Raw genomic sequence first — 23250 nt, 5'->3', positions numbered from 1 at the left:
GCTCGCCGCGCATCAGCGTGCCGGCGCGTCAGCCGTGGCGCCGACCACCGCTTCGATCGCCTTCGCGAGTCGCGCGAAGCCTTCGTTCATATCGTCGAGCGGCATGATCAGCGAGGGCACGAAGCGCACCACGTCCGGACCGGCCATCAGCATGATCACGCCATGTTGTCCGGCGGCAGTGACGAAATCCTTCGCACGGCCCTTGAACGCATCGGTCAACTCCGCGCCGATCAACAGCCCCTTGCCGCGCACTTCCTTGAAGATGCCGAAGCGCTCGTTGAGCTCCGCAAGATGGTCCTTCAGCGCAACGCTGCGCGAACGCACGCCTTCGAGCAGCTTCGGATCGCTGATCAGTTCGACCACCTTCTCCGCGATGGCGGCGCCGAGCGGATTGCCGCCGTACGTGGTGCCGTGCACGCCCACCTTGAAGTGCGCCGCGAGCGCCTCGGTGGTCAGCATGGCGCCGATCGGGAAACCGTTGCCGAGCGCCTTCGCGGTAGTCAGGATGTCCGGCGTCACGCCCGTGTCCTCGTACGCGTAGAAATAGCCGCTGCGGCCCACACCCGTTTGTACCTCGTCAAAAATGAGCAGTGCGCCGTGCTGGTCGCAGGCTTCGCGCAGCGCCTTGAGGAAGGCCGGGTCCGCCGGAATCACGCCGCCTTCGCCCTGGATCGGCTCCACGATCACGGCACAGGTTTTCGCGCCGATCGCCTTGCGGGCCGCTTCGATATCGTTGTACGGCAGGTGCACGATGCCTTGCGGCACCGGGCCGAAGCCTTCCGAGTACTTCGGCTGGCCGCCGACGCTCACGGTAAAGAACGTGCGGCCGTGGAACGACTGCGTGAACGAGATGATTTCGTCCTTCTCGACGCCATGACGGTCGAAGGCGACGCGGCGCGCCAGCTTCAGCGCGGCTTCGTTGGCTTCGGCGCCGGAGTTGGCAAAGAACGCGCGGTCGGCGAAGGTCAGCGCTTCGAGGCGTTTGGCGAGGCGCAGCACCGGTTCGTTGGTGTAACCGTTACCGATGTGCCACAGCTTGCCTCCCTGCTCGGCCAGCACCTTCAGCAGTTCGGGGTGAGCATGGCCGAGCGCCGTGACGGCGATGCCGCCGGCGAAGTCGATATAGTCGCGGCCCTGCGTATCCCAGACGCGCGACCCGAGACCGCGGTCCGGCACGAAGGCGGCGGGCGAGAACACCGGCACCATCACTTCGTCGAAGGTCTGGCGTGTCACAGTCAGGTCGTGGTCGTTCATGGCAAGTCCTCGTTACAGGTAACAGGTAGTACCGTTAGTTTAGGAAACCCCGCGCGAAACGTCTTGCGCATACGCGACGGGTTCTATCGGGCTTGTCGCCGCGGGCGGCCGTAGCCGGCGCCGCAGGCGGCTAGCGCTCCGTTTCATCGGGGCGTTCGATCAACGCGGCCGGGCGCGGCTCGCTCGCCGCGCCGCCGGTCGCGCCGGTCTGTTTTTCGATCCAGTTGCGGCGGTCCTCGCGCGGCGTCACACCAAAACGCTCGCGATAAGCGTTAGAAAAGTGCGCCGCCGACGAGAACCCGCACGCCAGACTGATCTGCACCACGGATTTGCTGGTGCGCTGCAGTTGCGTGCGCGCCTTCGAGAGCCGCAGCCCCAGGTAGTACTTCGACGGCATCGAGCCGAGATACTGGCGAAACAGCCGCTCGAGCTGGCGCCGCGACACGCCGACCAGACCGGCGATTTCGTCGCTGGTCAGCGGGTCTTCGATATTCGCTTCCATCAGCAGCAACGCGTCGTTCAGGCGTGGATGGCGCTCGCCCGGCGCGGTGACGAACGGAATCCGCTGACGCTCTTCGCCGGCGCGCAGCACGCCGACGCCGAGCGTATCGGCGATGCGGTCGGCCAGTTCTGGACCGTGGTCGCGCGCGATCATCGCCAGCATGAAGTCGACGGTCGCCTGGCCGCCCGCACAGGTGGCGCGATCGCGGTCGATTTCGAAGATCTGCTGGGTGACGATCGAGCGTTCGAACTGCTCGGAGAACTGCTGGTAGGTTTCCCAGTTGACGCTCACGCGATAGCCGGACAGTTGCCCCGCCATCGCGAGCCACCAGACCCCATGGTGGATGCCGGTGACGAGCGGCGTGCGCTGACCGACCCGCGAAAGGCTCGCGAGGAACAGCCGGTAGTCGGCAAACTGCTGGAAGCGCTCGCTGACGACGATCAGCCAGTCGCACGCAATGGCGTCGCCGAACGCGGCATCCGCGGGCCATTGCGCGCCGCCCGCCAGTTGCACGGGCCGGCCGTCCCACGAGCACACCTGCCAGCGGTACAGCGCGCGGCCGTCGATCTCATTGGCGAGATTGAGCGCATCGACAATCGGCCCGACGCCCGACATCGACACCGGCGGCAATGCGACGATGGCTACCTGGGCGGTGCGGGTCGGACTGGGCGTGCGGGCCATCAGTGGCGTGCCATGCGGGGCGGCGGCGAACGCGTTACTTGAGGCTGCCGGAGAGGAACTGCTTGAGACGTTCGCTGCGCGGCGCGCTGAGCACCTCGGCGGGCACGCCCTCTTCCTCGGTACGCCCCTGATGCAGGAACATCACATGATTCGACACGTTGCGCGCGAAACCCATTTCGTGGGTGACGACGATCATCGTGCGGCCTTCCTCGGCGAGCTTCTGCATCACCTTCAGCACTTCGCCGACCAGTTCCGGGTCGAGCGCCGAGGTGGGTTCGTCGAACAGCATCACGTCCGGATTCATGGCCAGCGCACGGGCGATCGCCACGCGCTGCTGCTGGCCGCCCGAGAGATGCGACGGATACTGCTTCTCCAGGCGCGGCGCGAGACCGACCTTCTCGAGATATTCGCGGGCCCGCTCTTCGGCTTCGCGGCGCGACAGGCCGAGCACATGAATCGGCGCCTCGACGATGTTCTCGATCACGTTCATGTGCGCCCACAAGTTGAAGTGCTGGAACACCATCGCGAGCTTCGTGCGAATGCGCTGCAACTGCTTGTGGTCGGCCACTTCGAGGTTGCCCTGACGGTCTGCCCTGGTGCGCACCGCTTCGCCATCCACGACGATCTGCCCGGCGTTCGGCCGTTCCAGAAAGTTGATGCAGCGCAGGAACGTGCTCTTGCCCGACCCGCTCGCGCCGATGATGCTGATCACGTCGCCCTTGTTGGCGTTCAGCGACACGCCCTTGAGCACTTCGTTATCGCCATAGCGCTTGTGGATGTCCTGCACGGCGAGCTTGCAGGCTTCAGTTTGAGTCGTGTGGAGCAAGTGGCTCTCCCAAGGTGAATGCAGACCGTCGTGTCGCCACGGTGACGGGGACGACGGGGTGAACCGCAGCAGGACCGCGCCGCTCAATGCGGCCGCGCGGCCAGATACGCCAGCCAGTGCCGCTCGGCGCGCCGGAACAGCGCCACCAGCGCGAACGATACAACAAGATAGATCAGCGCCGCGATGCCGAACGCGCTGAACGAGTCGTAGGTGGCCGAATTGGCGTCGCGCGCCACCTTCAGGATGTCCGGCACGGTCGCCGTGAAGGCCACGGTGGTGGCGTGCAGCATCAGGATCACTTCGTTACTGTACAACGGCAGGGCACGGCGCAAGGCCGACGGCAGGATGATGCGGCGATACATGGTGAACCAGCTCATCCCGTAAGCGCGGGCCGCCTCCACTTCACCATGCGAGGTCGAACGGATCGCCCCGGCGAAAATCTCGGTCGTATAGGCGCAGGTGTTCAGCGCGAACGCGAGAATAGCGCAATGGAAACCGCTGCGGAAGAACGCGTCGAGCACCTGATGCGAGCGCACGAACTCGAGGCTGTACATGCCGGTATAGATCAGCAGCAATTGCACGTACAGCGGCGTGCCGCGAAACACGTAGGTGTAGAAACGCACCGGCATCGACAGCCAGCGTTTCTTCGACACGCGCGCCACCGCCAGCGGAATCGCGCACACAAAGCCAATGCCGATCGACGCCACCAGCAGCCACAAGGTCACCGCGAGGCCGGAGAGACGCTGACCGTCCCAGTAAAGGAAGGCCCGGCCGAATTGGGAAAGGATTTCGATCATGGTCTTCTCAAAGCTCCGCGTGCCGTACGCCAATCGAATAGCGCTTCTCCAGCCAGATCAGCACGAGGTTCGACATCGTCGTGATGGCGAGGTAGATCAGCGCGGCGATCAGGATGAAGAAAAACATGTTGAAGGTGCTCTTGCCGGCGTCCTGGGCCGCCTTGACGACGTCGGCGAGACCGATGATCGACACCAGCGCGGTAGCCTTCACCAGCACCTGCCAGTTGTTGCCGATGCCCGGCAGCGCGAAACGCATCATCTGCGGAAACAGGATGCGGGTGAACACGCGCGCCCCGCTCATGCCGTAGGCGGCGCCCGCTTCGAGCTGGCCGCGCGGCACCGCGAGGAAAGCGCCGCGAAACGTTTCGGTGAAGTACGCGCCGTAAATGAAGCCGAGCGTGATCACGCCGGCCACGAACGGATCGATGTCGAACTGCGGCAGATTCAGCGCGTCGGTCAGGTTGTTGACCGCGATCTGGATGCTGTAGAACAGCAGCAGCATCAGCACGAGATCGGGCACCGAGCGGATCAGCGTCGTATAGGCCGTGCCGAGCATGCGCAGCGGCCGGTTCAGCGAGAGCTTCGCCGCCGCACCGGCCAGCCCGAGCAGGACCGCGGCCGCTAGCGACAGCACCGACAGCTCGATGGTCTGGATCGTACCGGCGAGCAGCACCGGACCAAAGCCGTAAAGGAACACGTTTGTCTCCATCCAGGTTTGCAAGGGGGCGGGCCGCGCACGCTTCACGCGACCGTTGCAGGCCATCCGGCAGGCATGGCGCGGATACTCGCAAGCGAAAATGATTTGCTCAAACAGGCGACCGGCGGCGTGTTGCAACGCAGCATTGGACGATTCCGCCGGCTGACGGCGCGAGACCCCTGTTTTAGCGGGTGATATGCGTTTGTAAGGGCTGCGTGCGACAGCTCTGCGCGCCGCGATTTAGCATGTTTCGGGTCGCTTTTTCGATAGACCGCGCGGCGCGCGCTGCCGTGGGTTTCGCCGTCACGACCAGGGCAAACCCCGCTACACTGCGGGGACGCGGGGTGCTTGAGCCGCGCCGGACGGCGAGCCGGCAGCCCGTTTTGCCGTGCGATCGCACACGCTTTCTTTACCGAGGACCTGGTGTATGACCTCCCGCTACGACTCCGCGACGCTCGACGCCTATTCGAAGGACGCCGCCCGCTACAGCCAGGAATGGCTCGACCAGCCGCCGCCCAACGACCTTTACGCGCTGCTGGAAACGCATCTGGTGCCGCGCGGCTCGACCGCCGAGATCGGCTGCGGCAACGGACGCGACGCAGCGTGGCTCGCCGCGCACGATTATCTCGTCAGCGGCTTCGATGCCTCGCCCGCCTTGCTGGCCGAAGCGCGCCGCCTGCATCCGCAGATCGTGTTTCGCGAGGCCACCCTGCCGGCGCTCGCGGAGATCGAGGAGCGCTTCGATAACGTCGTCTGCGAGACGGTGATCATGCACTTGCCGGCCGAGGCGATTCCGTTGGCCGTCGATAACCTGCGGCGCCTTCTGCGGCCCAATGGCGTGCTGTATCTGTCGTGGCGCGTGACCGAGGGCGAGGACAAGCGCCAGGCCGATGGCCGCCTTTACGCGGCGTTCGAACCGCAGGTGGTGGTGGACGCGCTGGTCGATTGCGCGATTCTGCTGTTCGAAGACGTGACGAGCGAAAGCTCGGGCAAGCGGATTTGCCGGGTGATCGCGTCCAAGAATGCGGGCGGAGTTTAAGGGCGGCGCACGCTGCCGCCCTTAAGTAAGGCTCGCCCGAGCGGCCTACTCGATCCCGAGGCGCGCGCGAATCGCCGGCAGCATGTGCTCCACCGCTGCGCGCCCTTCCGCGATGGCAGGCGCCGCGCGGTGGAAATCGAAAATCCCCATGCCGCCCAGGCGCGGCTGAATCAGGATGTCGGCGGGCTCACCCGCGAGCCGGCTGCGCGTGATGCGCACCTGCATGATGTCGATGCTCTGCGCGACCGAACTCAGCATTGACGGCACGCGCGCGCTCGGCTCCGGCGCCACGCGCACGTCGTTCGATACGACGTCGTCGGCCGGCGCGAGCCAGCGCGGCCACGGCTTGCCGTTCTTGCGCAGCGTGCCGGGCGGCGGCGCATCCGGATCGAGCGCCGGCGCCGCGGCTGTGATGCCGCCGAAGTCGCGGCCGTTGAGAATATCGTTGTTCAGGTCCACGGCGATCACGCAATCGGCGCGCATGCCGCGCGCCACCGACACCGGCACCGGATTGCTCAGGCCGCCATCCACGAGCCACACGCCGTTGTGCCAGACCGGCGTGAAGATACCCGGAATCGCAATCGACGCCCGTACCGCATCCACCACACTGCCGTCCTGCAACCAGGTCTCGCGGCCCGAATCGAGTTCGGTCGCCACCGCCGCAAACGGCATCTGCAACTCACTGATCTCGCGGCCGTTGAACTGGTTGGCGAACACCTGGATCACCTTGCGGCCGCCCAGCAGGCCACCGGAAATGCGCAGGTCGAGCAGGCGCACCACCGTCTGCCAGGTCAGGCGCGACACCCATTCCTCGAGCCAGTCGAGATCGCCGTTCGCATAGACCGCCGCGACCAGTGCGCCGATCGAGGTGCCGCACACCACGTCGGGCTTGATGCCGGCGTCATGCAGCGCGCGAATCGCGCCGATATGCGCCCAGCCCCGCGCGGCGCCGCCGCCCAGGACGAGACCAATGCGCGAATGAGGGCGTCGTCGCAGCATGTTTTTCTCCTTATCGTCCGCGTATCACGTCTGAACGCGATGTCGTATAGACCTTGTGAAACGCATCGAAGTGCACGTTGAAGATGCCCTCTTCGGTCACGCCGCCTTCGCGCCACTTCCAGCTCCAGACGGTTTCCGGTTTGAGCGGAAACACGGCGACCTGCCCCGGCTTGCCGAGCAGCCGCCGCACTTCGTCTTCGCTCATGCCCATCTGGACTTTGGCGAAATTGGCCGCGGTCAGCACCTGGGTGATGGCTTGCAGCTTGCCGTCGCGGTCGATGTCGACCATGTAGGTATTGAGCCCTTGCGGCCCGCGCGGATATTCGAAGCGTTTGGAGCCGTCGGTGAAGGTGCGCTCGGTTTCGGGCGTGCCCATCTGGCTGCGAATCTGCGCTTCCGTCGTGACGCCGGGCGTGAGGCCTTTCAACAACAACGCGTCCGGTTTGACGGCATTGAAGAATTCCTTGAGTTTTTGCACAGCACGTTGGCCCTGTTGGTCGTCGCACCCCGCCAGCGCAAGCGATGCGGCCAGCATGGCGACGGTAAACAAGCGGAAGCTCGAAGCCATCTGTCGTTTCGGGGTCAAGTCCGTTTGATGAAGGTTGGACGACAGGATAGCAAAACCGCAGGCGCGCACGCAGCGAGGTGGGCGGCGGTGCGCGAACGGGCAACGGGATCGGAGAACGGCAGCACGGTGACGACGCAGTGCAATGCGCCGTTCGTGCTACAGGGGAGGCAACGGGAACCAGCCGTTAGAGACTGCACACGGCTGATGGTGGAAAGCAGACGGCCTGCGACGGCGGGCCCATGACGAACGACCTGAAACCGACGACACGCAGCGGTCCGGCTCCGAACGAAGCAATCGGCCGCCGACGGCCGCCGATCATGCGCTCTCGCCCGGGACAGACCGCTGCACACGGCCGTCTGGTCCCTCGACTATCTTGCCCAGGTGCCGATAATTTAGACGCATTGCGCGGATTAGGCGAGCCAGCGTTTACACCGAATCGGCTGAGGAATGAGTTGTGCTTACCGGCCGGCGAAAGCCGCCCGCCCTGCGGCTTGCAACACCGAGTCGTTCTGCGGCGTATGGATGCGCGCGCACAGCACATCCCGATAGTGACGTTCGAGCGGATTGTCGCGGGAAAGCCCCGGATTGCCGCTCGCCTCGACGGCGATCTGCACCGCTTCGATCGCCTGATTCGTCACCGTATATTTGACGAGCGGCGCCTCGTCGAGTGCGACCCGCTCGGCGTGCGCCGTCGCATCGAGCAACACGCGGTTGCTGAACAACAGCGCATCGATGCGGCCGAGCGTCTGCTGAAACGATGGGAGGCTCGCAAGCGGCGCGCCGAGATTGGCAGGCGAACGCGTGGCGGCCCATTCGGCGAACCAGTCGCGGGCGGCATGCGCCACGCCGTCGTACACCGCCGAGAGCAGCACGCTCATCCACGCCACGCCGAGCGCGTCCAGTCCCGCGCCGGGCTCGCCGGGCAACTGGACATCCACGGCATGGGCGGCCGGCACCAGGACGTTGTCGAAGACGATTTCATGGCTGCCGGTCGCGCGCATGCCGAGATGATTCCAGGGCGCCCCGACCCGCACACCCGGCGTATCGCGCCGCACCAGCCACACGCCGACGCGCGGCGGCGTCTCGTCGCTGCGCGCCCACACCGCGAGCCAAGTCAAACCGGGGCTGCCGGTCGAATAGATCTTGCTGCCGTTGATGACCCAGCCGTCGCCGCTGCGGGCCGCGAGCGTGCCCGGCAGGCCGCCGCGCGCCGGGCTGCCGAGTTCGGGCTCGACGCGCAAGGAGTTGATCAGGGCGCCGTCGCGCACGGCATCCTCTGCAACGCGTTCGCGCAGATCGCGAGGCCAGCGCGGATTGCCCTGCAAGCGATGGTGAAACAGGTATTGCATGACGAGGACGAGCGCCGTCGACGGCTCGCTGCGCGCCACCGCGCGAATCACGTTCAATGCCTGCGGCAGGCTCGCGCCGGCGCCGCCGAGCGCTGCCGGGACCGTCAACGACAGCAAGTCGTATTCGTGCAGGCGCGCCAGATTGCGATGCGGAAACTCGCCGCTGCGATCGTACGCTTCGGCGGTAGCGGCGAACTCGGTGGTGAGTTCGGCGAGCACGGCGTCGAACTCGGCGCTGTCGAGCGGTGGATGGCGGCGCGCCGCAGCGCGCGCAAGGCCAGCATCAAAGTCAGGGGCGTTCATACGAGCTCCGTGGCGCCGTTCTCGAGCCACCCGATCGATCGTCAGGGGTGCTGATGGATCGCGGATGACGAGTGGCGGATTGCGTTCTATGGCAAAGGAAAACTGCGGTCGAAACTCGCGCGCACGTTGAGGTGCGCGGGGATGACGCTGGCGGCTTCGTAGGTGTCGGCGGTACGTTGCTGCGCGGCGATCACGCTGTCGTCGATGGCAACCGGATGCACCTGGCCACGCTGATAGACCGTCTTCAGCACATCGGGCGGCAAACCCGTCACGCGCGATTGCATTGCCGCCACTTCATCCGGATGCGACAAGGCCCACTGCTGACCGAGCGCCACCCGCCGCAGAAAATCCGCCAGCACCGCGCGTTTGCCGGCGATCGCGCGATCGGTGGCGACCTGGTAGCTCAGCCCTTCCGACAAACCGACACCATTGGCGAGGATACGGTCGTGATCGCGCGATTCGCCGAGCGCCGTGTACGGATCCCATACCGACCATGCGTCCACGCTGCCGGACGCGAGTGCGGCTTTGGCGTCGGCTGGGGCGAGGAACACCCACGTGACGTCGGAGAGCGGTATATGGGCTTTGTTCAGCGCCGCCAGCGCGAGGAAGTGACCAATCGAACCACGCGTCGTGGCGATGCGCTTGCCCTTCAGGCTCGCCACGTCGGTCAAGGGCGAATGTTCGTTGACGACAATCGCCAGATCGACGGGATGCGAGCGGGTCGCGGCGACGGCGCGTACCTGGGCGCCCGCCGCCAGCGCGAATACCAGTGGCGCATCGCCGAGGCCGCCCACATCCACGGCGCCGGCGTTCAGTGCTTCGCCGAGCGGCTGCGCGGCAGGGAAGTTGAACCACTCGATCTTGTACGGCAGGTCTTTCAGTTGGCCCGACGCTTCGAGAATGCCGCGCGTCTGTAGCGACTGATCGCCGACTTTGAGGACTGGCAAGTCGGCGGCGCATGCCGCGTTGCTCCATGACGCGAGGGCCACGGCAGAGAGTGCAAGTACAGTGCCGGCGAATGCTCCGACGAGCACGCGCCGGAGCCCAAAGCGAAGCTGAAGACGCGACGGCAGCCACGCGCCAGACGCAGGCACTGCAAAAGACACCGGGAACGCTCGCTGTTCGAAAGAGCCTCGTGAGGGGAAACGTGTCGTCGTCATATCGTTCGTTGCGGATCGGTAAGCGCTGCTGCAAGGCTTCGTCTACGTGCCTCGACGCTGCGCATGGCACGCATGAAGCCAGAACCAGCAACGACGATACGGCACACACTTGTATAAGACAAACGCATTATTCTTCTAAGCAAATATGCGGATGTTGGACGCCCAACACCATGCGCGACGCGCATTGCAGGTATCATCGAATGCACGCTTGCCTGCCCTCTTACCTCATCGCTCACCATGAAGATCGACGATATCGAAGCCTACGTCGCCGTCATCCGCGCCCAGTCGCTGCAACAGGCGGCGCAAACCCTCGGTCTCACGCAACCGGCCATCACGCGCCGGCTGCAGAATTTCGAAGAGGCGCTAGGCGTCGAACTGCTCGATCGCAATACCCGGCCGCTGAAAGCCACCGCCACAGGGCGCGTCGTCTACGAGCAATGCCGCGTAATCCAGCGCGAACTCGACGTGCTGCGCGAGCTGGTTGCCAACGACACGCCGCCGGTCGGCGCCCTGCGCCTCGGCGTCGCACAGACGATCGCCGATATCGCCTTGCCCGATGCCATGCGCGAGTTGCGCGCCGCCTATCCCGACCTGCAAGCGAGCGCATCGAGCGGCTGGGGCAGCCAGTTGCTGCAGCGGGTCGAAGCAGGCGAACTCGACGCCGCGGCGATGCTGCTGCCCGCCAACAAGACCTTCGCCGAATCGCTTGCCGCGCGCTCGCTCGGACGCATCAAGCTGGCGGTCGTCGCCCCCAAGGGTCTGCTGAAAAAGCGCGTGCAGACGCTGGCGGAATGCCAGTCGATCGGCTGGGTGCTGAATCCGGATGGCTGCGGCTTCCGTGAGGGCTTGCAGCGTGCGCTGACCGGCCTCGGTCTCGCGTTGAAGCTGAATCTTGAGACGCTCGGCACGGAGCTGCAACTGCAGCTCGTCGCGGACGGCAACGGCCTCGGCCTCGTGCCGCTGCCCCTGCTGCAGGCGAGCCGTCACGAGGCCGAACTGGACGTGCTCACGCTCAGCGACTTCAAGCCGCTGATCGACATCTGGCTCGTGCATCCACGCGTGCTGGGCAAGCTGCAGCAGCCGGTGGAGCGCTTCGGCGCCGCGGTGGAGCGGCAGTTCAAGGCCGCGCGTTTGCAACGCGCGGCTTGAGGGCGCACAGAGCGCCCCACCCGCGGACGACAGCGCCGCTCAGATCACATGAAACCCATGTGTCCCGTCGCGCGCCAGTTGCGCCACCAGCCCGTACTCCCACTCCAGATACGCGTTCATCGCTTCGCGGGCGTTATCGGTGCCTTCATACGGGCGACGGTAGCGGTCGATGCGCGGCGAAGCAAAGTGCGTCTCGCCGCTTTCGACCGGCAGTCCCGCCGCGATCCAGGCACTGGTGCCGCCGCTCAGCACCTGCACCGGCTTACCGCTCAGCGCGGCCAGTTCCGGCGCCACGAAGCGCGCGAGCGCACTGCTCCCGCAGGTGAGCACATAGCGTTGCGCATCCGGTAGCTTGGGCAGCGCGTCGGCCAGTTGTCCGCGCAGCGCCCACCACGCGCCCGGAATATGCTGCTTCACGTAGTTGGCGCTCGCCGTGAAATCCAACACCACCGTGCCGGACGATTGCAGCAAGGTCGCCAGCGCCGCAGGCGAAATCTCCTCAACTGCGGGCGGCGGCACCGCATTTCTCACGGCGGGCGCCGCGCCCTCTTCCGTGAAATCGGCGGGCGTCAGGCCGTCGATGACGTACACCTCGACGTTCATCTGCGCGAGCCAGGAAGCGGTCATATTGGCGCGCACGCCGTCGCTGTCCGCGAGAATCACGCGGGCGCCGCGCACCGGCGCGAACATATCGGTCTCCTGAACAAGCTGACCGCCCGGCGCGCTGCGAAAACCAGGCACGTGGCTCGCCTGGTACTCCTGCGGCGAGCGCACGTCGAAACGGTAGATGGTGCGCACAGCTTCCTCGGCCCAGCGGCGCGCTTCGTCGCGCGAGGTGCGGCCCACCTCGGCGCGATCGGCCACCGCCCGCGCCGACGCCGCCGCGGCCGCCCGCACCGCATGGTCGGTAACCGGGTCGAAGCGCCGCGTGCTGCCGTGCGCCAGTTCCTGCCCGGCGAGCGTCCAGCCGATCGTGCCGTTACGTAACGCCACGACCGGGTTCGGTACACCCGCATTGATCAGCGATTGCGCGCCGATGATGCTGCGCGTGCGCCCCGCGCAATTGACGACGATCTGCGTCGACGGGTCCGGCGCCAGTTGCCGGGCGCGCAACACCAGCTCCGCGCCCGGCACGCTGACGCTGCCGGGAATGTTCATGGTCTGATACTCGTCGAAGCGGCGGGCGTCGAGCACCACCACGTTCGCCTCGCCGTCGAGCAGCGCCTGCACTTGCGGCGCTTCGAGCGACGGCGTGTGCCGCTCGCTCTCCACCAGTTCGCCGAAGGCCTTGCTCGGCGCGTTGACGTCCTGGAACAGCTCGCCGCCGGCCTCGGCCCAGCCGCGCAAACCGCCGGCGAGCAGCGTGACATCGGTGTAGCCCAGCGCGGCGAAGCGGCTCGCCGCACGCACGGCAAGCCCTTCGCCGTCGTCGAAAAGCACAATCGGCACACTGCGGCGCGGCAAACGCAGCGGCGCTTCAAGTTCAAGTTTCGATAACGGCAGATTCGCCGCGAACAACGGATGGCTGCGCGCGTGCGGGTCTTCCTCGCGCACGTCGAGCAGCGCGATTTCGCGGCGCTCGAGCAGTGCACGGCGCACGTCTTCGAATGAACGGGTACGAAATTCAGTTGCAACGGTCATGAGATGGCAATCTCCTTCGATACATTCCAGATATTCGGTAACACGTCGTTCGAGTATCCGGAGATAAACGCCTTGCGGCCGCCGTGCTCGGGATAGACCGAACGCGACACCGCACCGATATTTGCACCATAAACGTGAATGCTGATCGACACACGGTCCTCGTAAGCATTGCTGACACGGTGAATGTCGCCAATGCGCGGCGATACCGCATCGACGGCACCGGTTTCGAGCCGTCTCGCCGTACCGGAAGCAATCAACGTGCCGCGTTCGTCGAGATGGTACGGTTGCGCGATTTCCGCACCGCGTAACACGCCGATCAGTCCCCAGACAGTGTGATCGTGAACCGGCGTCGCCTGCCCCGGCCCCCAGACGAAACTCACCACGGAAAAGCGCTGTCGCGAATCCGCATGCAGCAGGTACTGCTGATAGCGCTCGGGGTCGGGACGCGCCCACGTGTCGGGCAACCAGTCGTCGTGCGCGATCAGCTCGCGCAGCGAGGCGGCGCCCGCGTCGAGCAGATCGGCTTCGGGGGCGGCATCGTCCAGCAGCGCGGCGATCCGGCCGACAAAGGTGCGCAAGCGGTCATGCCGCAAGGGTTGGCTCATGAGGTCGAGAAGGAAGCAAAGGTCGGGGAAAGGCGCGGCGCGCGCGGTTGAAGCGCCCGGAGACGTTCAGGCGGCCGGTGCGGGCGTTGCGTTGCAGGTGTCTACGTTCCAGCGTGGTGCAACGTCCGCGGGCCGGCAAAAAGGCGCGTTTATCGTTTCGTGTGATTAATCGTAGACGTCGGGCTCGGCTTCAACCAGCCCCTCCAGCAGGCTCTGAAACGCAAACAAGGCGCCGCCCGGCCGCCCCACCTGTTCATGCGTCAACGACGCGATCTCATGGTTAATAGGCTGCGGCTTGCCCGCGGCCTCCGCGAGCAATTGCGCGTGGCAGGCGTTATCCAATGCGATATACCACCACGCCGCCGCTTCCACAGTTGGGCCTGCTGTGAGAATGCCGTGATTCTTCAGGATCACGCCTTTATGGTCTCCCAGTGCGGCCGCGATGCGCGCACCTTCGTCGGTGTCGAGTACGACGCCGCGAAAGTCGTCGAATAGTGTGTGGTCCTGATAGAACGCGCACGAGTCCTGGGTGAGCGGATCGAGCGTGCGGCCGAGCGTCGACCACGCCTTGCCGTACAGCGAATGCGCATGCGCGGCGGCCACCACATCGGGCCGCGCTTCGTGAATCGCGGCATGAATCGCGAAGGCCGCCTGATTCACCGGCCCCTCGCCCACCACGATCTCGCCTTGCGCATTCACCAGCAGCAGATCGGAGACGCGAATGCGGCTGAAATGCTTGCCGAACGGATTGACCCAGAAGTGATCGGGCCACTCCGGATCGCGCGCCGTAATGTGGCCCGCGAGCCCTTGATCGAAGCCATAACGCGCAAACAGACGAAACGCGACCGCGAGACGCTCCTGGCGATGGCGGCGCTCGTCAGCCACGTTCTCGCGCGGTGGCACTTCGTCGAACCAGAATTTGCGCAGCGGTGCGTGGCGTTGCAACGGCGCATGCGATGGCGGTTGCGACGCCGTTTGCACCGTCGAAGCATCCGCGGGATGGGCAATCGTCAGGGAAAGATCTGTCATCGTGTCTCCGTTCAAGCTGCTGCGCGGGCGCTGAGCGCGATGCGTTCGCGTGTCGCGGGAATCAGCGTGCGGCCATAGTCGAGCGCGTCTTCGAGCGGATCGAAACCGCGAATCAGGAAGGTCGTCACGCCCAGCGCGTAGTACTCGGCCAGTGTATCCGCGACCTGTTCCGGCGTGCCTACCAGCGCGGTCGAATTCGAACGGCCGCCGATCTCCTTCGCCACCGCGGTCCACAAGCGCTCATCCGCGCGGTCCGCCGTGCCGGCCGCCGCCAGCAGCCGGCGCGCGCCTTCGCTCTGCGCCGGTCCGCCGACGCTCAGGCCCTGGGCTGCGCGCAGGCGCTTCGTCTCTTCGAGGATATGCTCGGCGCGTTCCCACGCCGCGGCTTCCGTGGCCGCCAGAATCGGCCGGAACGACACGGAGAAACGCACGGTGCGCCCGTGCCTGGCGGCTTCGGCGCGCACGCGCGTCACCTGCTCGCGCACCTGCTCCTTCGATTCGCCCCACAGCGCGTAGACGTCCGCATGACGGCCCGCGATTTCGAGCGCGGGCGCCGACGCCCCGCCGAAGTACACCGGAATATGCGGCTGCTGCAGCGGCTTTACTTCGGAGAAGCCGCGCTCGAAGCGATAGTACTTACCCTCATGATCGAACGGCGTGTCCGAGGTCCAGATGCGGCGCAGGATCGACACGTACTCGTCGGTGCGGGCGTAGCGCTCGTCGTGCGAGAGGAAATCGCCGTCGCGGCGCTGCTCGGCGTCGTCGCCACCCGAAATGATGTGCACCGCGAGGCGGCCGCCCGAGTAGTGATCGAGCGTAGCCAACTGGCGCGCGGCCAGGGTCGGCGCGACGAAACCCGGCCGGTGCGCGAGCATGAAGTGCACGCGCTGCGTGACGCTGGCGGCATGCGCCACGGTCAGAAGCGCATCCGGGCTCGTGGACTGGTGCGGTACGAGCACGCGGTCGAAGCCCGCTTCCTCGTGCGCCCGCGCAAACTGCTCCACGTAACCGATATCTATTGCCGGACCTTGCGGCGCGTGCGTTTCCGAAACCTTGCGGGTCTGGATCATGCCGATGAATTCGACTGCCACGTTGCGTCTCCCTGATGATCGACAGAACGCCGGGGGCACTGGGCACAAGCCGGCGGCGACACCCCGGACAGGGTGTCAAGCGAGCATCAAAGGTAGCACTGCAACATGCGTTCGTTAAATATTGATAGTCGATAAAGATATCGCAATTGCATGTTTGTGACGGCGTGGGCCGGTTGCTAACCTCGCTTCGCGACGACGGACTCCGCCGATGATGCGGAGCGTGCCGCCCGCTTCGATCCCCCTCTTCCTGGAACTACGCCGATGACCGCCTTTCGCTCCGACCGCCGCCGGATCCTGCACACCCTCGCCGCCTGCGGCATCGCGCCTGCTGCCGCGTGGCTCGGTGCGGCGGATGCGCGTGCTGCGGCGCCGGAACTCGTGTTCGGCGATCAGGCCGGCGGGCTGCGCGCGCTGGCTGAAGCGGCGCATGTGCTCGACGGCGCGCCCTATCCGTTTCGCTGGGCCAACTTCCAGGGCGCGGCGCCGCTCTTCGAAGCGCAACGTGCCAATGCCGTGGATCTTGCGCCGGCGGGCGACCTGCCTGTGCTCGCCGCGGCGATCGGCGATCCATCGTTGAAGATCGTCGCGACCCGGGTGGGAACGCCAAGCTCGCTCGGCATCGTCGTGCAGGCGGATTCGCCGCTGCGGCATGTCGCCGATCTCAAGGGCAAAACCGTGGTGGTGTCGTCGGCACGCGGCAGCATTTCGCAGTACCAGTTGTACGGCGCGCTCGCCGAGGCGGGGCTCACGCGCGACGATGTGAATGTGCGCTTCGTGCTGCCCGTCGATGCATTTGCGGCCTTCGAGTCTCGCCAGCTCGACGTCTGGGCGACCTTCGATCCGTACTACGGCAGCGCCGTGCAACGCGGCGCACGCGTGTTGCGCGACGGCAGCGGCATCAATACCGGCCTCGCCTTCATTACCGCGTCCGGCGCCGCGGCGGCGGACCTGGCGAAGCGGCCGGCGCTCATCGATGCGCTACAACGTTTTCAACGCGCCGGCGCGTGGGCAGCGGGACATCCTGAGGCATACGCGCAGGTGTATGCGACGTTGACGCGTCTGCCGATCGAGGCCGCCCGCATCATCACCGTTCGTTCGGCGCTGAAGCAACGCCCGGTGAGCGACGCGGATATCGCCACGCTGCAGCGCGTCGCGGACGAGGCGTTCGAACAGCGGATGTTGCCCGCGAAGGTGGATGTGCGGGCGATCACGTTGCAAGGGATGGGCTAGCGGCTTTATTGCTCGCCGAGAAGCCTCGTGACGATCGGCTCCAGCGACGCGAAATATTGCTGCTGCTTGAACGCATAACCGGCTGCATTCGGATGGATGCAGTCGGAAGCCATCGAGGTAGTCCGCCAGGCCGGTAAATTCAGAAACGCGTCGTATAGAGGCAATACGGTCACGTCGTTACGGCTTGCCGTGGCATTTTCTGCCGAAACATATCGCCGTGAATCCGCGATCGAGATCCGAAAGCAGATCGGATTGGGCTCGGCAATCACGGGGATTTTCCCGGAGGCCTGCACGGTGCGAATCCAGCGCTTCAGGTTCGACGAGAATGTTCGCACGGTGTTTCCAGCAAGGGCGTCGTTGATCTGGCTGTTCGTGATCACGATATTCGCATTGCCTTTGGAAAGTTCGGCAGCAAGCGGCAGAGTATTGCCATATTCGGCGGAGAGGCCCGTGCCGCTCAGATCGGTCTCGAGGGTCGATCCGGGGGCGCTGTGATCGACAATCGTCACTTTGCCAGGCCCGAACTTCTCGTTCATGGCGATCTGCATGCGTTGCGCCGGGCTCTGCGGATATCGAGCAGGGGGACCGTCCGATATGACAACCGCGCCCCAAAACGTCGAGTCGCCGCGCCAATCGATCACGACTGTTTTAAGGGTGGCGGCCGCCGCAATCCCGTCATGCTGGCCGAAGCGTTCCCCGAAAGCCAGGGCTGACATCAGGACGACTGACGCAACAAGCCTCCGCTTCATTTCCCCCTCCTTTCGATTTGCCCGGGTTTCTATTAAAGAGGCTGCCGCTTACAACACATGTATCCCTCGGATTTGCTCACGCCCCAAACCATAGCGGGTGGACGACAAAGTCCCGCATATTGCGGGTCGTCAGGAACATAATTCTTCGGGAGGGGGAGGCAGTTCGGACTATTGGCCTGGGCAGGTTGAGAGGCGGAATCGGCACTAGCGCTCGACGCCTGTTCCGATGTAGGTTTCAGATACTGAGGAGCGCACCCGGCAATGAGCGTAGTGGAAATGCGGATGCATGCTGCGTAACCCATTTGAGCAAATCGCATTTTTTCTCTTCTTCTAAACGAAAGGCATAACGCGGACGAGACATGAAAACAGAAAATGCGCACTTTGTCATCCGCGTCCGGGACCCGCGCGCTGGACTGCCTCGTGCGAGGTAATCTGCGGGAAACGCAAATATCTCCTGTCGTTTAGTGGAGAGAAGCTCCATCTTCGCTTCGAGGATGGGGATGGCCGGGTCGTGTCGGTTGACGGCGAGCGGCGGTGACATCGCCGAACCATCCCCACCGCCTCCCAACCTCCGCCACTTGCCAGGAGAGAAGCGCAGTACACCCAAACAAAATCTCGCGCATGCGTTTGACGAGCGCCAGCGACAAGCCCACCTCCCGATCGACGCCAAACATCTGCGCGAGCAGCACAACCGCCGCATCCTGCACCCCAACCCCAGCGGGTACAAAGAAGGCCGCATGCCGCACCGCTTGCGTCAAACCTTCAATAGCCAACGCCCCAGCCAAAGAAACCGGATGCCCGAGTAGATCCAAAGCCCACCAGGTCTCGACCGCTCCAAGCAGATAGCCGCTCAACTGCCACACAAAAGCCCGCAACAACAGTCCGGCGCGGGACATGAGCGCATCGAGATCCGCATCGAGCTGGCGCCCATCCATTCCCTGCAGAACGGAACCAGACGGCCCTAACAACTGCCCAGCCCAACGCTCGATCGCATGAAACACCCCACCTCGCCGCACCAAAACCACTGCAATCACAGGCAAAGGCAACGACAGCAGCAAAGCCACGCCAACGGTACGCAACACATCCGCCTGATGCGTCGACGCGACGATCAACACCAGACCCAGCGCGGAAAACGCATACTGCACAGCCATCGTCACCATCACTTCGACGATCACCGACGCGCTCACGCCACTCGCATCGGCCACACGCCATCGCGCCAGTCGAATCCCGACGATCTCCCCACCGATGCCCGCCACCGGCAACAGGCGGCTCACGGCCTCGCGAACCGTCGCGACCCACCAGAGAAACACGAAAGACGCGCGCTTACCGAGCAACAAGTGCCATGCATACGCATCGAGCAACAGCGGCAGCGCATGAAACGGCACCAGCCACAGCAACGCAAAACCCGCCTGGCCGATCACCTGCATCAGGTCGCCCACACCCGCGTGCAGTACCAGCCCGATCAGCAGCGCGATACCCAGCGGCAAACCCGCCCATTGCAGCCACTGCAAGCCCTTCATGACGGCTGCACCCCACGGTCATGGGCCTGGCCGAATACGTCGGCAAAGCCACCACGTGTGGCGCCGGCCGCTTCGATCGCGGCTTCCACGCGTGGCGACAACAGCGCGGCCAGTTCGTCCGCGTGCCGATAGCCGCGCATCCCCTGCGTCAACGCGCCCTCCCCCACCACGGCCGGATGGCAATAAATTTCGCCCACACCGTCCGGCAAATGCGCCAACGCCTCGAGCAACACGCCTTCCGTCATCTGCCCGGTGTTCGCAATGCCCACCACGTAATCGTTGTGAGCAATCCCCGCGCGATCGAGCCGGTCCCGCACGAGGCCAATCCACGGCTTCAACCAGAGCGGCTCGCGCGACTCGCACGGCAGACGCATCGCCCGCATGCCGTAGTCGCGGCCAATCTCGACGATCAGCCCGAGCACCGTCGGATGCAGATGGAAGTGTTTGTGGGTGTTGACGTGATCGAGCGGCAATCCGGTCTTCGCGAACGCTTCGAACTGCGCGCGGATCTCCAGCGCCAGCTGTTTGCGTACGTGCGGCAAAAAGAAAAAGCGAAAGCCGTCGCGCACCATGTTGTCGTCGAACCGGCCATCGGCGTCGACCAGCGCCGGAATCGCATCGCGCGGCAGGAACGCCGCGCCGTCAGCCAGCACCAGATGCAGGCCGACGCGCAACTCCGGCAGCCGGTGCGCACGCGCTATGGCGTCGCGTGCGGCAGGCGCCGCCACCATCAGGCTCGCCGCAGTCAGGACACCATGCAGATGCGCGCGCTCGACCGCTTCGTTGACCCGTTCGTGCAGGCCGAAATCGTCTGCCGTGAAGATCAACGTACGTTGCGCAAGCCGAGCCTCGTGCGTCATCACGCTTCGTGAGCGCGCAGGAAACGGAAGAACTCGACGCCTTCGCGCAGACGCCGCTTCATCATGTCCCAGCTCATCAGCATCTCGCGCACGATCTCCCAGATCTTCGAAGGCCGGAAATAGAAGCGCTTGTAGAAGCTCTCGACGTGGTGATAGATCTCTTCGCGCGACAGATGCGGATAGCCGATCGCCGCCAGTTGCACGCCTTCCTTGCTCACCAGGTTGATCACCTTGTTCTCCTGCAGCCAGCCGTTCTCCACCGCCTGGTTGTAGAGCGTCGTGCCCGGATACGGCGCCGCCAGCGACACCTGGATCGTGTGCGGGTTGATTTCCTTGGCGTACTCGATCGTCTTTTCGATCGTCTCCTGCGTCTCGCCCGGCAGCCCCAGGATAAACGTGCCGTGAATCTTGATGTCCAGCTTGCGGCAGTCCTCGCTGAAACGCCGGGCGATGTCCGTGCGCAGACCCTTCTTGATGTTCAGCAGGATCTGGTCGTCGCCCGACTCGTAGCCCACCAGCAGCAGGCGCAGGCCGTTTTCCTTCATGATCTTCAGTGTCGAATACGGCACGTTCGCTTTCGCGTTGCAGGACCACGTCACGCCCAGCTTGCCGAGACCGCGTGCGATTTCTTCGACGCGCGGCTTGAAGTCGGTGAAGGTGTCGTCGTCGAACATGATCTCCTTGACCTCAGGCATGTTGTCGCGGATCCACTTCACCTCTTCCAGCACATTCTCCACCGAGCGCGTGCGGTAGCGGTGCCCGCCTACCGTCTGCGGCCACAGGCAGAACGTGCACTTCGAACGGCAGCCGCGACCCGTGTAGATCGAGACATACGGATGCTTCAGGTAACCGATGAAGTAGTTTTCGATCTTCAGGTCGCGCTTGTAGACCGGCGCGACGAAGGGCAGCTCGTCCATGTTCTCGAGGATCGGGCGCGCCTCGTTGTGTTCGATCGAGCCGTCCGCTGCGCGATAGCTCAAGCCCTGGATCTGCGCGAGCGGTTTGCCTGCGGCCACTTCCTGGCAGGTGAAATCGAATTCTTCACGGCAGACGAAATCGATCGCCTCGCTCGCGGTCAGCGAGTTGTGCGGATCAACCGCGACCTTCGCACCCACCATGCCGATCATCACCGACGGCCTGCGCTGCTTGAGGTCCTGCGCAAACATCGCGTCAGTGGGAAACGACGGCGTGCTGGTGTGGATGATCACAAGCTCGTACTGCTGCGCAATCTCGAGCGAAGCCTCAACGGACAAACCATCCGCCGGCGCATCGAGCACGCGGCTATCCGGCACGAGTGCCGCCGGCTGCGCGAGCCAGGTGGGATACCAGAACGAGCGGATCTCGCGCTTCGCCTGATAGCGCGAACCCGCGCCGCCATCGAAACCGTCATACGATGGGGCCTGCAAAAACAGCGTTTTCATGAATGCTCCGACCAGCTTCGTTGATTCTGATGATTGATTGACCCTGCGATCCTGCACCGACGCGCCGGATAAAACCGGGCGCCCATTGTTCGATCCGCGGACGAGCCTATCCGCGATCGGACATCTCCACAATCGACGTGCGCGGTTGCGCGACCCGGTTCACCACCGACATCCGCGCGCCGCGCCACACCACGTGCGAACCGAATACCGCGCCCAGCCACTGCAGCGCGAGCAGCGTGTCGCGCAACGGCACCAGCGGCAGATCGCGCCAGAACGTGCGCGAAATGCGGGCGCTGCGCGCATGCAACAGCACCCGCGCGACGACACCCGCCGCCGTGCTGACCGAGAACGTCAGCGCCATCAACGGATCAGCGCCGCCCGAGCCGATGCCCCCGTTGTTCAGTCCGGCCGCCAGCAACGCGCCGACCAGCAGCCAGGGCGAGGTAAACGTAATGATGAGCGACGCGAACCCCGACGGATTCACCGAACGGATCGTGCGCAACCAGCGCATCTCGCGCAGCCACAGTGTGACGAAGGTGGGCTCGATCACGTCGGTGGCCACCATCACCGACGACAACACCGTGTTCAGCCCAAGCGTGCGCGCGTGTTCGGCCAGCCAGTAGTCGTCGGCCAGACAGTCCTTGAGCGCCTCGAAGCCGCCGATGTTCTCGAGCGTCGTGCGCCGCAACGCCAGGGTCGCGCCAAAGCCGAAGCGGCGCGAGCCGCCCGCGTGCGCGACACGCACCGACGGCGCGAACCATTCGTTGATAAACAGGGCTCCCACGCGCGGCCAGAAGCCCCCCACGCTCTGCGCGCGATACAGGCAGGTGACGACGCCCGTATCGGCGTCGGCGAGCGGCGCGGTGACCGTGTCGAGATAATCCGGCTCGACGGCAATGTCGCTGTCGGCCAGCACGATCACGTCATGACGCGCACGCTGCGCCATATTGATCAGATTGCTGACCTTCAGGTTGCTGCCATGCACGCGCGAATCGATCACCAGTTCGATGTCGCATTGCGGATACGCGGCCTGCAAACGCCGCACTACGCCAATCGCCGGGTCGACCGGAGACGACACGCCGAACAGCAGTTGAAAGCGCGGGTGCGCCTGCTCGCAGAACGTCACGAGGTTTTCGTACAGACGCGGCTCGGTCCCGCACAGGGGCTTGAGGACGCTCACGGAAGTCCAGCCGAGGTGACACCCGGCGGCCCGTTTGCCGAAAAACGGCATGGCGACTGCGGCAACGCCGGCATACACCGTGGCGGCACAGCACAACCCAACCAGCAGCCACTCCAGAACAGATAGCGAATGCACCGTCATTGGCCGCCACTCCGACTCCCGGTGGCCCGCCTCACGGTGGCAATGGCAGGACTACGCGACAAGACATGCACCCACACACTCGCTCGCACGGTCAGAACTCCTTCTGCTTGCGTCAGAACAATCGGCGTCGAATTGACACCGCTGCTTTAAGCAAAGCGTGCAAAAGACATTCACCGTAATTTCCCGTAATATTGCGGCGGCTATATGACAGATAATCGAAAGCCAATAGACAGAGATCACCGCGCCATTGCAATCAGCGGCAAGCAGGTTGATCCGACTGCGTTTCTGCCAGTTACCGCAAGGTGCTGAAATTAAACGGTTAAGGCACCACGACCGCTACCGGAGCGGCAAGCGTGGCGCGCCTTTAAATGCCAAACGAATGCCAATCGCACGCGCATTCATGGTGCGAAAATTGTAGCAGCGCTGGCGCAGACTTGCTTGCCGCGTGCAGTCAATTGT

At 64.7% G+C, this 23250-nt stretch carries 21 protein-coding genes; 3 read left to right on the top strand and 18 right to left on the bottom strand.

Annotation, left to right across the window (positions count from 1 at the left end):
• Positions 1 to 12: 12 nt before the first annotated feature.
• The 5 genes from BUS12_RS18425 to BUS12_RS18405 form a co-directional block, all read right to left on the bottom strand.
• Complete coding sequence (locus tag BUS12_RS18425; RefSeq protein WP_074298042.1) at positions 13 to 1254, bottom strand: aspartate aminotransferase family protein; 1242 nt, start codon at positions 1252 to 1254, stop codon at positions 13 to 15.
• A 130-nt stretch (positions 1255 to 1384) separates the two neighbouring features.
• A complete protein-coding gene (locus BUS12_RS18420) occupies positions 1385 to 2437 on the bottom strand; it encodes a GlxA family transcriptional regulator (protein WP_074298041.1) in 1053 nt (350 codons plus the stop codon).
• A 34-nt stretch (positions 2438 to 2471) separates the two neighbouring features.
• Complete coding sequence (locus BUS12_RS18415) at positions 2472 to 3263, bottom strand: ABC transporter ATP-binding protein (RefSeq protein WP_074298039.1); 792 nt, start codon at positions 3261 to 3263, stop codon at positions 2472 to 2474.
• 83 nt (positions 3264 to 3346) lie between these two features.
• The gene (locus BUS12_RS18410) at positions 3347 to 4060 is read right to left on the bottom strand and encodes an ABC transporter permease (RefSeq protein WP_074301570.1); all 714 of its coding nucleotides are present in this window, start codon (positions 4058 to 4060) and stop codon (positions 3347 to 3349) included.
• Between the two features lie 7 nt (positions 4061 to 4067).
• A complete protein-coding gene (locus tag BUS12_RS18405) occupies positions 4068 to 4757 on the bottom strand; it encodes an ABC transporter permease (RefSeq protein WP_074301569.1) in 690 nt (229 codons plus the stop codon).
• A 427-nt stretch (positions 4758 to 5184) separates the two neighbouring features.
• Between BUS12_RS18405 and BUS12_RS18400 the strand changes: the two genes are divergently transcribed.
• Positions 5185 to 5796 carry a class I SAM-dependent methyltransferase gene (locus tag BUS12_RS18400; protein WP_074298037.1) on the top strand — a complete coding sequence of 204 codons (612 nt, stop codon included), beginning with the start codon at positions 5185 to 5187 and terminating at the stop codon, positions 5794 to 5796.
• A 45-nt stretch (positions 5797 to 5841) separates the two neighbouring features.
• Here BUS12_RS18400 and BUS12_RS18395 read toward each other — a convergent pair whose 3' ends face one another.
• The 4 genes from BUS12_RS18395 to BUS12_RS18380 all read right to left on the bottom strand — a co-directional run bounded on the left by BUS12_RS18395 (position 5842) and on the right by BUS12_RS18380 (position 10004).
• On the bottom strand, positions 5842 to 6795 hold the full coding sequence (locus BUS12_RS18395) for a patatin-like phospholipase family protein (RefSeq protein ID WP_074298036.1): 954 nt from the start codon (positions 6793 to 6795) through the stop codon (positions 5842 to 5844).
• 10 nt (positions 6796 to 6805) lie between these two features.
• A complete protein-coding gene (locus BUS12_RS18390; protein WP_074298034.1) occupies positions 6806 to 7363 on the bottom strand; it encodes a hypothetical protein in 558 nt (185 codons plus the stop codon).
• Positions 7364 to 7821: 458 nt separating this feature from the next.
• Positions 7822 to 9015, bottom strand: coding sequence for an acyl-CoA dehydrogenase family protein (locus BUS12_RS18385; RefSeq protein ID WP_074298032.1), 1194 nt, complete (start codon positions 9013 to 9015; stop codon positions 7822 to 7824).
• 86 nt (positions 9016 to 9101) lie between these two features.
• A complete protein-coding gene (locus BUS12_RS18380) occupies positions 9102 to 10004 on the bottom strand; it encodes an ABC transporter substrate-binding protein (protein ID WP_253190161.1) in 903 nt (300 codons plus the stop codon).
• Positions 10005 to 10412: 408 nt separating this feature from the next.
• Here BUS12_RS18380 and BUS12_RS18375 point away from each other — a divergent pair, with 408 nt between their 5' ends.
• Positions 10413 to 11324, top strand: coding sequence for a LysR family transcriptional regulator (locus BUS12_RS18375; RefSeq protein WP_074298030.1), 912 nt, complete (start codon positions 10413 to 10415; stop codon positions 11322 to 11324).
• A gap of 39 nt (positions 11325 to 11363) precedes the next feature.
• Here BUS12_RS18375 and BUS12_RS18370 read toward each other — a convergent pair whose 3' ends face one another.
• The 4 genes from BUS12_RS18370 to BUS12_RS18355 all read right to left on the bottom strand — a co-directional run bounded on the left by BUS12_RS18370 (position 11364) and on the right by BUS12_RS18355 (position 15690).
• The gene (locus BUS12_RS18370) at positions 11364 to 12965 is read right to left on the bottom strand and encodes a rhodanese-related sulfurtransferase (protein WP_074298028.1); all 1602 of its coding nucleotides are present in this window, start codon (positions 12963 to 12965) and stop codon (positions 11364 to 11366) included.
• Positions 12962 to 13570 (bottom strand): cysteine dioxygenase family protein, encoded by a 609-nt coding sequence (locus tag BUS12_RS18365; RefSeq protein WP_074298026.1) that lies wholly within the window; start codon positions 13568 to 13570, stop codon positions 12962 to 12964. Before BUS12_RS18365 ends, BUS12_RS18370 begins: the two co-directional genes overlap by 4 nt.
• A gap of 165 nt (positions 13571 to 13735) precedes the next feature.
• Positions 13736 to 14599, bottom strand: coding sequence for a class II aldolase/adducin family protein (locus BUS12_RS18360; protein ID WP_083640510.1), 864 nt, complete (start codon positions 14597 to 14599; stop codon positions 13736 to 13738).
• A gap of 11 nt (positions 14600 to 14610) precedes the next feature.
• Positions 14611 to 15690 (bottom strand): LLM class flavin-dependent oxidoreductase, encoded by a 1080-nt coding sequence (locus BUS12_RS18355; RefSeq protein ID WP_074298024.1) that lies wholly within the window; start codon positions 15688 to 15690, stop codon positions 14611 to 14613.
• A 261-nt stretch (positions 15691 to 15951) separates the two neighbouring features.
• Here BUS12_RS18355 and BUS12_RS18350 point away from each other — a divergent pair, with 261 nt between their 5' ends.
• Positions 15952 to 16920, top strand: coding sequence for an ABC transporter substrate-binding protein (locus tag BUS12_RS18350; protein ID WP_074298022.1), 969 nt, complete (start codon positions 15952 to 15954; stop codon positions 16918 to 16920).
• 5 nt (positions 16921 to 16925) lie between these two features.
• Here the strand turns inward: BUS12_RS18350 and BUS12_RS18345 are convergent, their stop codons facing one another.
• The 5 genes from BUS12_RS18345 to hpnI form a co-directional block, all read right to left on the bottom strand.
• Positions 16926 to 17669 (bottom strand): SGNH/GDSL hydrolase family protein, encoded by a 744-nt coding sequence (locus BUS12_RS18345; RefSeq protein ID WP_083640509.1) that lies wholly within the window; start codon positions 17667 to 17669, stop codon positions 16926 to 16928.
• 461 nt (positions 17670 to 18130) lie between these two features.
• Positions 18131 to 19189: a lysylphosphatidylglycerol synthase domain-containing protein gene (locus tag BUS12_RS18340; RefSeq protein WP_074298019.1), complete on the bottom strand. Its 1059-nt coding sequence runs from the start codon at positions 19187 to 19189 to the stop codon at positions 18131 to 18133.
• A complete protein-coding gene (gene hpnK, locus BUS12_RS18335) occupies positions 19186 to 20049 on the bottom strand; it encodes a hopanoid biosynthesis-associated protein HpnK (RefSeq protein ID WP_074298017.1) in 864 nt (287 codons plus the stop codon). Before hpnK ends, BUS12_RS18340 begins: the two co-directional genes overlap by 4 nt.
• Complete coding sequence (gene hpnJ, locus BUS12_RS18330; RefSeq protein ID WP_074298015.1) at positions 20049 to 21470, bottom strand: hopanoid biosynthesis associated radical SAM protein HpnJ; 1422 nt, start codon at positions 21468 to 21470, stop codon at positions 20049 to 20051. The genes hpnK and hpnJ overlap by 1 nt, the downstream gene beginning before the upstream one ends.
• A 106-nt stretch (positions 21471 to 21576) precedes the next feature.
• On the bottom strand, positions 21577 to 22791 hold the full coding sequence (hpnI, locus tag BUS12_RS18325; RefSeq protein ID WP_074298013.1) for a bacteriohopanetetrol glucosamine biosynthesis glycosyltransferase HpnI: 1215 nt from the start codon (positions 22789 to 22791) through the stop codon (positions 21577 to 21579).
• Between the last annotated feature and the right edge of the window lie 459 nt (positions 22792 to 23250).

This window comes from Paraburkholderia phenazinium, from assembly GCF_900142845.1.
Taxonomy (GTDB): Bacteria; Pseudomonadota; Gammaproteobacteria; order Burkholderiales; family Burkholderiaceae; genus Paraburkholderia; species Paraburkholderia phenazinium_A.
Note: the sequence above shows the minus strand (reverse complement) of the source record. Positions and strands in the feature narration are given on the sequence as shown.

What these genes read in the sequence shown, in the direction of transcription:
- BUS12_RS18420 (WP_074298041.1), bottom strand. Translation starts at nt 2,437, where the DNA reads ATGGCCCGCACGCCCAGTCCGACCCGCACCGCCCAGGTAGCCATCGTC.
- BUS12_RS18340 (WP_074298019.1), bottom strand. Translation starts at nt 19,189, where the DNA reads ATGAAGGGCTTGCAGTGGCTGCAATGGGCGGGTTTGCCGCTGGGTATC.
- BUS12_RS18390 (WP_074298034.1), bottom strand. Translation starts at nt 7,363, where the DNA reads ATGGCTTCGAGCTTCCGCTTGTTTACCGTCGCCATGCTGGCCGCATCG.
- BUS12_RS18345 (WP_083640509.1), bottom strand. Translation starts at nt 17,669, where the DNA reads ATGAAGCGGAGGCTTGTTGCGTCAGTCGTCCTGATGTCAGCCCTGGCT.
- BUS12_RS18400 (WP_074298037.1), top strand. Translation starts at nt 5,185, where the DNA reads ATGACCTCCCGCTACGACTCCGCGACGCTCGACGCCTATTCGAAGGAC.
- hpnI (WP_074298013.1), bottom strand. Translation starts at nt 22,791, where the DNA reads ATGACGGTGCATTCGCTATCTGTTCTGGAGTGGCTGCTGGTTGGGTTG.
- BUS12_RS18365 (WP_074298026.1), bottom strand. Translation starts at nt 13,570, where the DNA reads ATGAGCCAACCCTTGCGGCATGACCGCTTGCGCACCTTTGTCGGCCGG.
- BUS12_RS18395 (WP_074298036.1), bottom strand. Translation starts at nt 6,795, where the DNA reads ATGCTGCGACGACGCCCTCATTCGCGCATTGGTCTCGTCCTGGGCGGC.
- BUS12_RS18410 (WP_074301570.1), bottom strand. Translation starts at nt 4,060, where the DNA reads ATGATCGAAATCCTTTCCCAATTCGGCCGGGCCTTCCTTTACTGGGAC.
- BUS12_RS18375 (WP_074298030.1), top strand. Translation starts at nt 10,413, where the DNA reads ATGAAGATCGACGATATCGAAGCCTACGTCGCCGTCATCCGCGCCCAG.
- BUS12_RS18425 (WP_074298042.1), bottom strand. Translation starts at nt 1,254, where the DNA reads ATGAACGACCACGACCTGACTGTGACACGCCAGACCTTCGACGAAGTG.
- BUS12_RS18370 (WP_074298028.1), bottom strand. Translation starts at nt 12,965, where the DNA reads ATGACCGTTGCAACTGAATTTCGTACCCGTTCATTCGAAGACGTGCGC.
- BUS12_RS18360 (WP_083640510.1), bottom strand. Translation starts at nt 14,599, where the DNA reads ATGACAGATCTTTCCCTGACGATTGCCCATCCCGCGGATGCTTCGACG.
- BUS12_RS18385 (WP_074298032.1), bottom strand. Translation starts at nt 9,015, where the DNA reads ATGAACGCCCCTGACTTTGATGCTGGCCTTGCGCGCGCTGCGGCGCGC.
- hpnK (WP_074298017.1), bottom strand. Translation starts at nt 20,049, where the DNA reads ATGACGCACGAGGCTCGGCTTGCGCAACGTACGTTGATCTTCACGGCA.
- hpnJ (WP_074298015.1), bottom strand. Translation starts at nt 21,470, where the DNA reads ATGAAAACGCTGTTTTTGCAGGCCCCATCGTATGACGGTTTCGATGGC.
- BUS12_RS18350 (WP_074298022.1), top strand. Translation starts at nt 15,952, where the DNA reads ATGACCGCCTTTCGCTCCGACCGCCGCCGGATCCTGCACACCCTCGCC.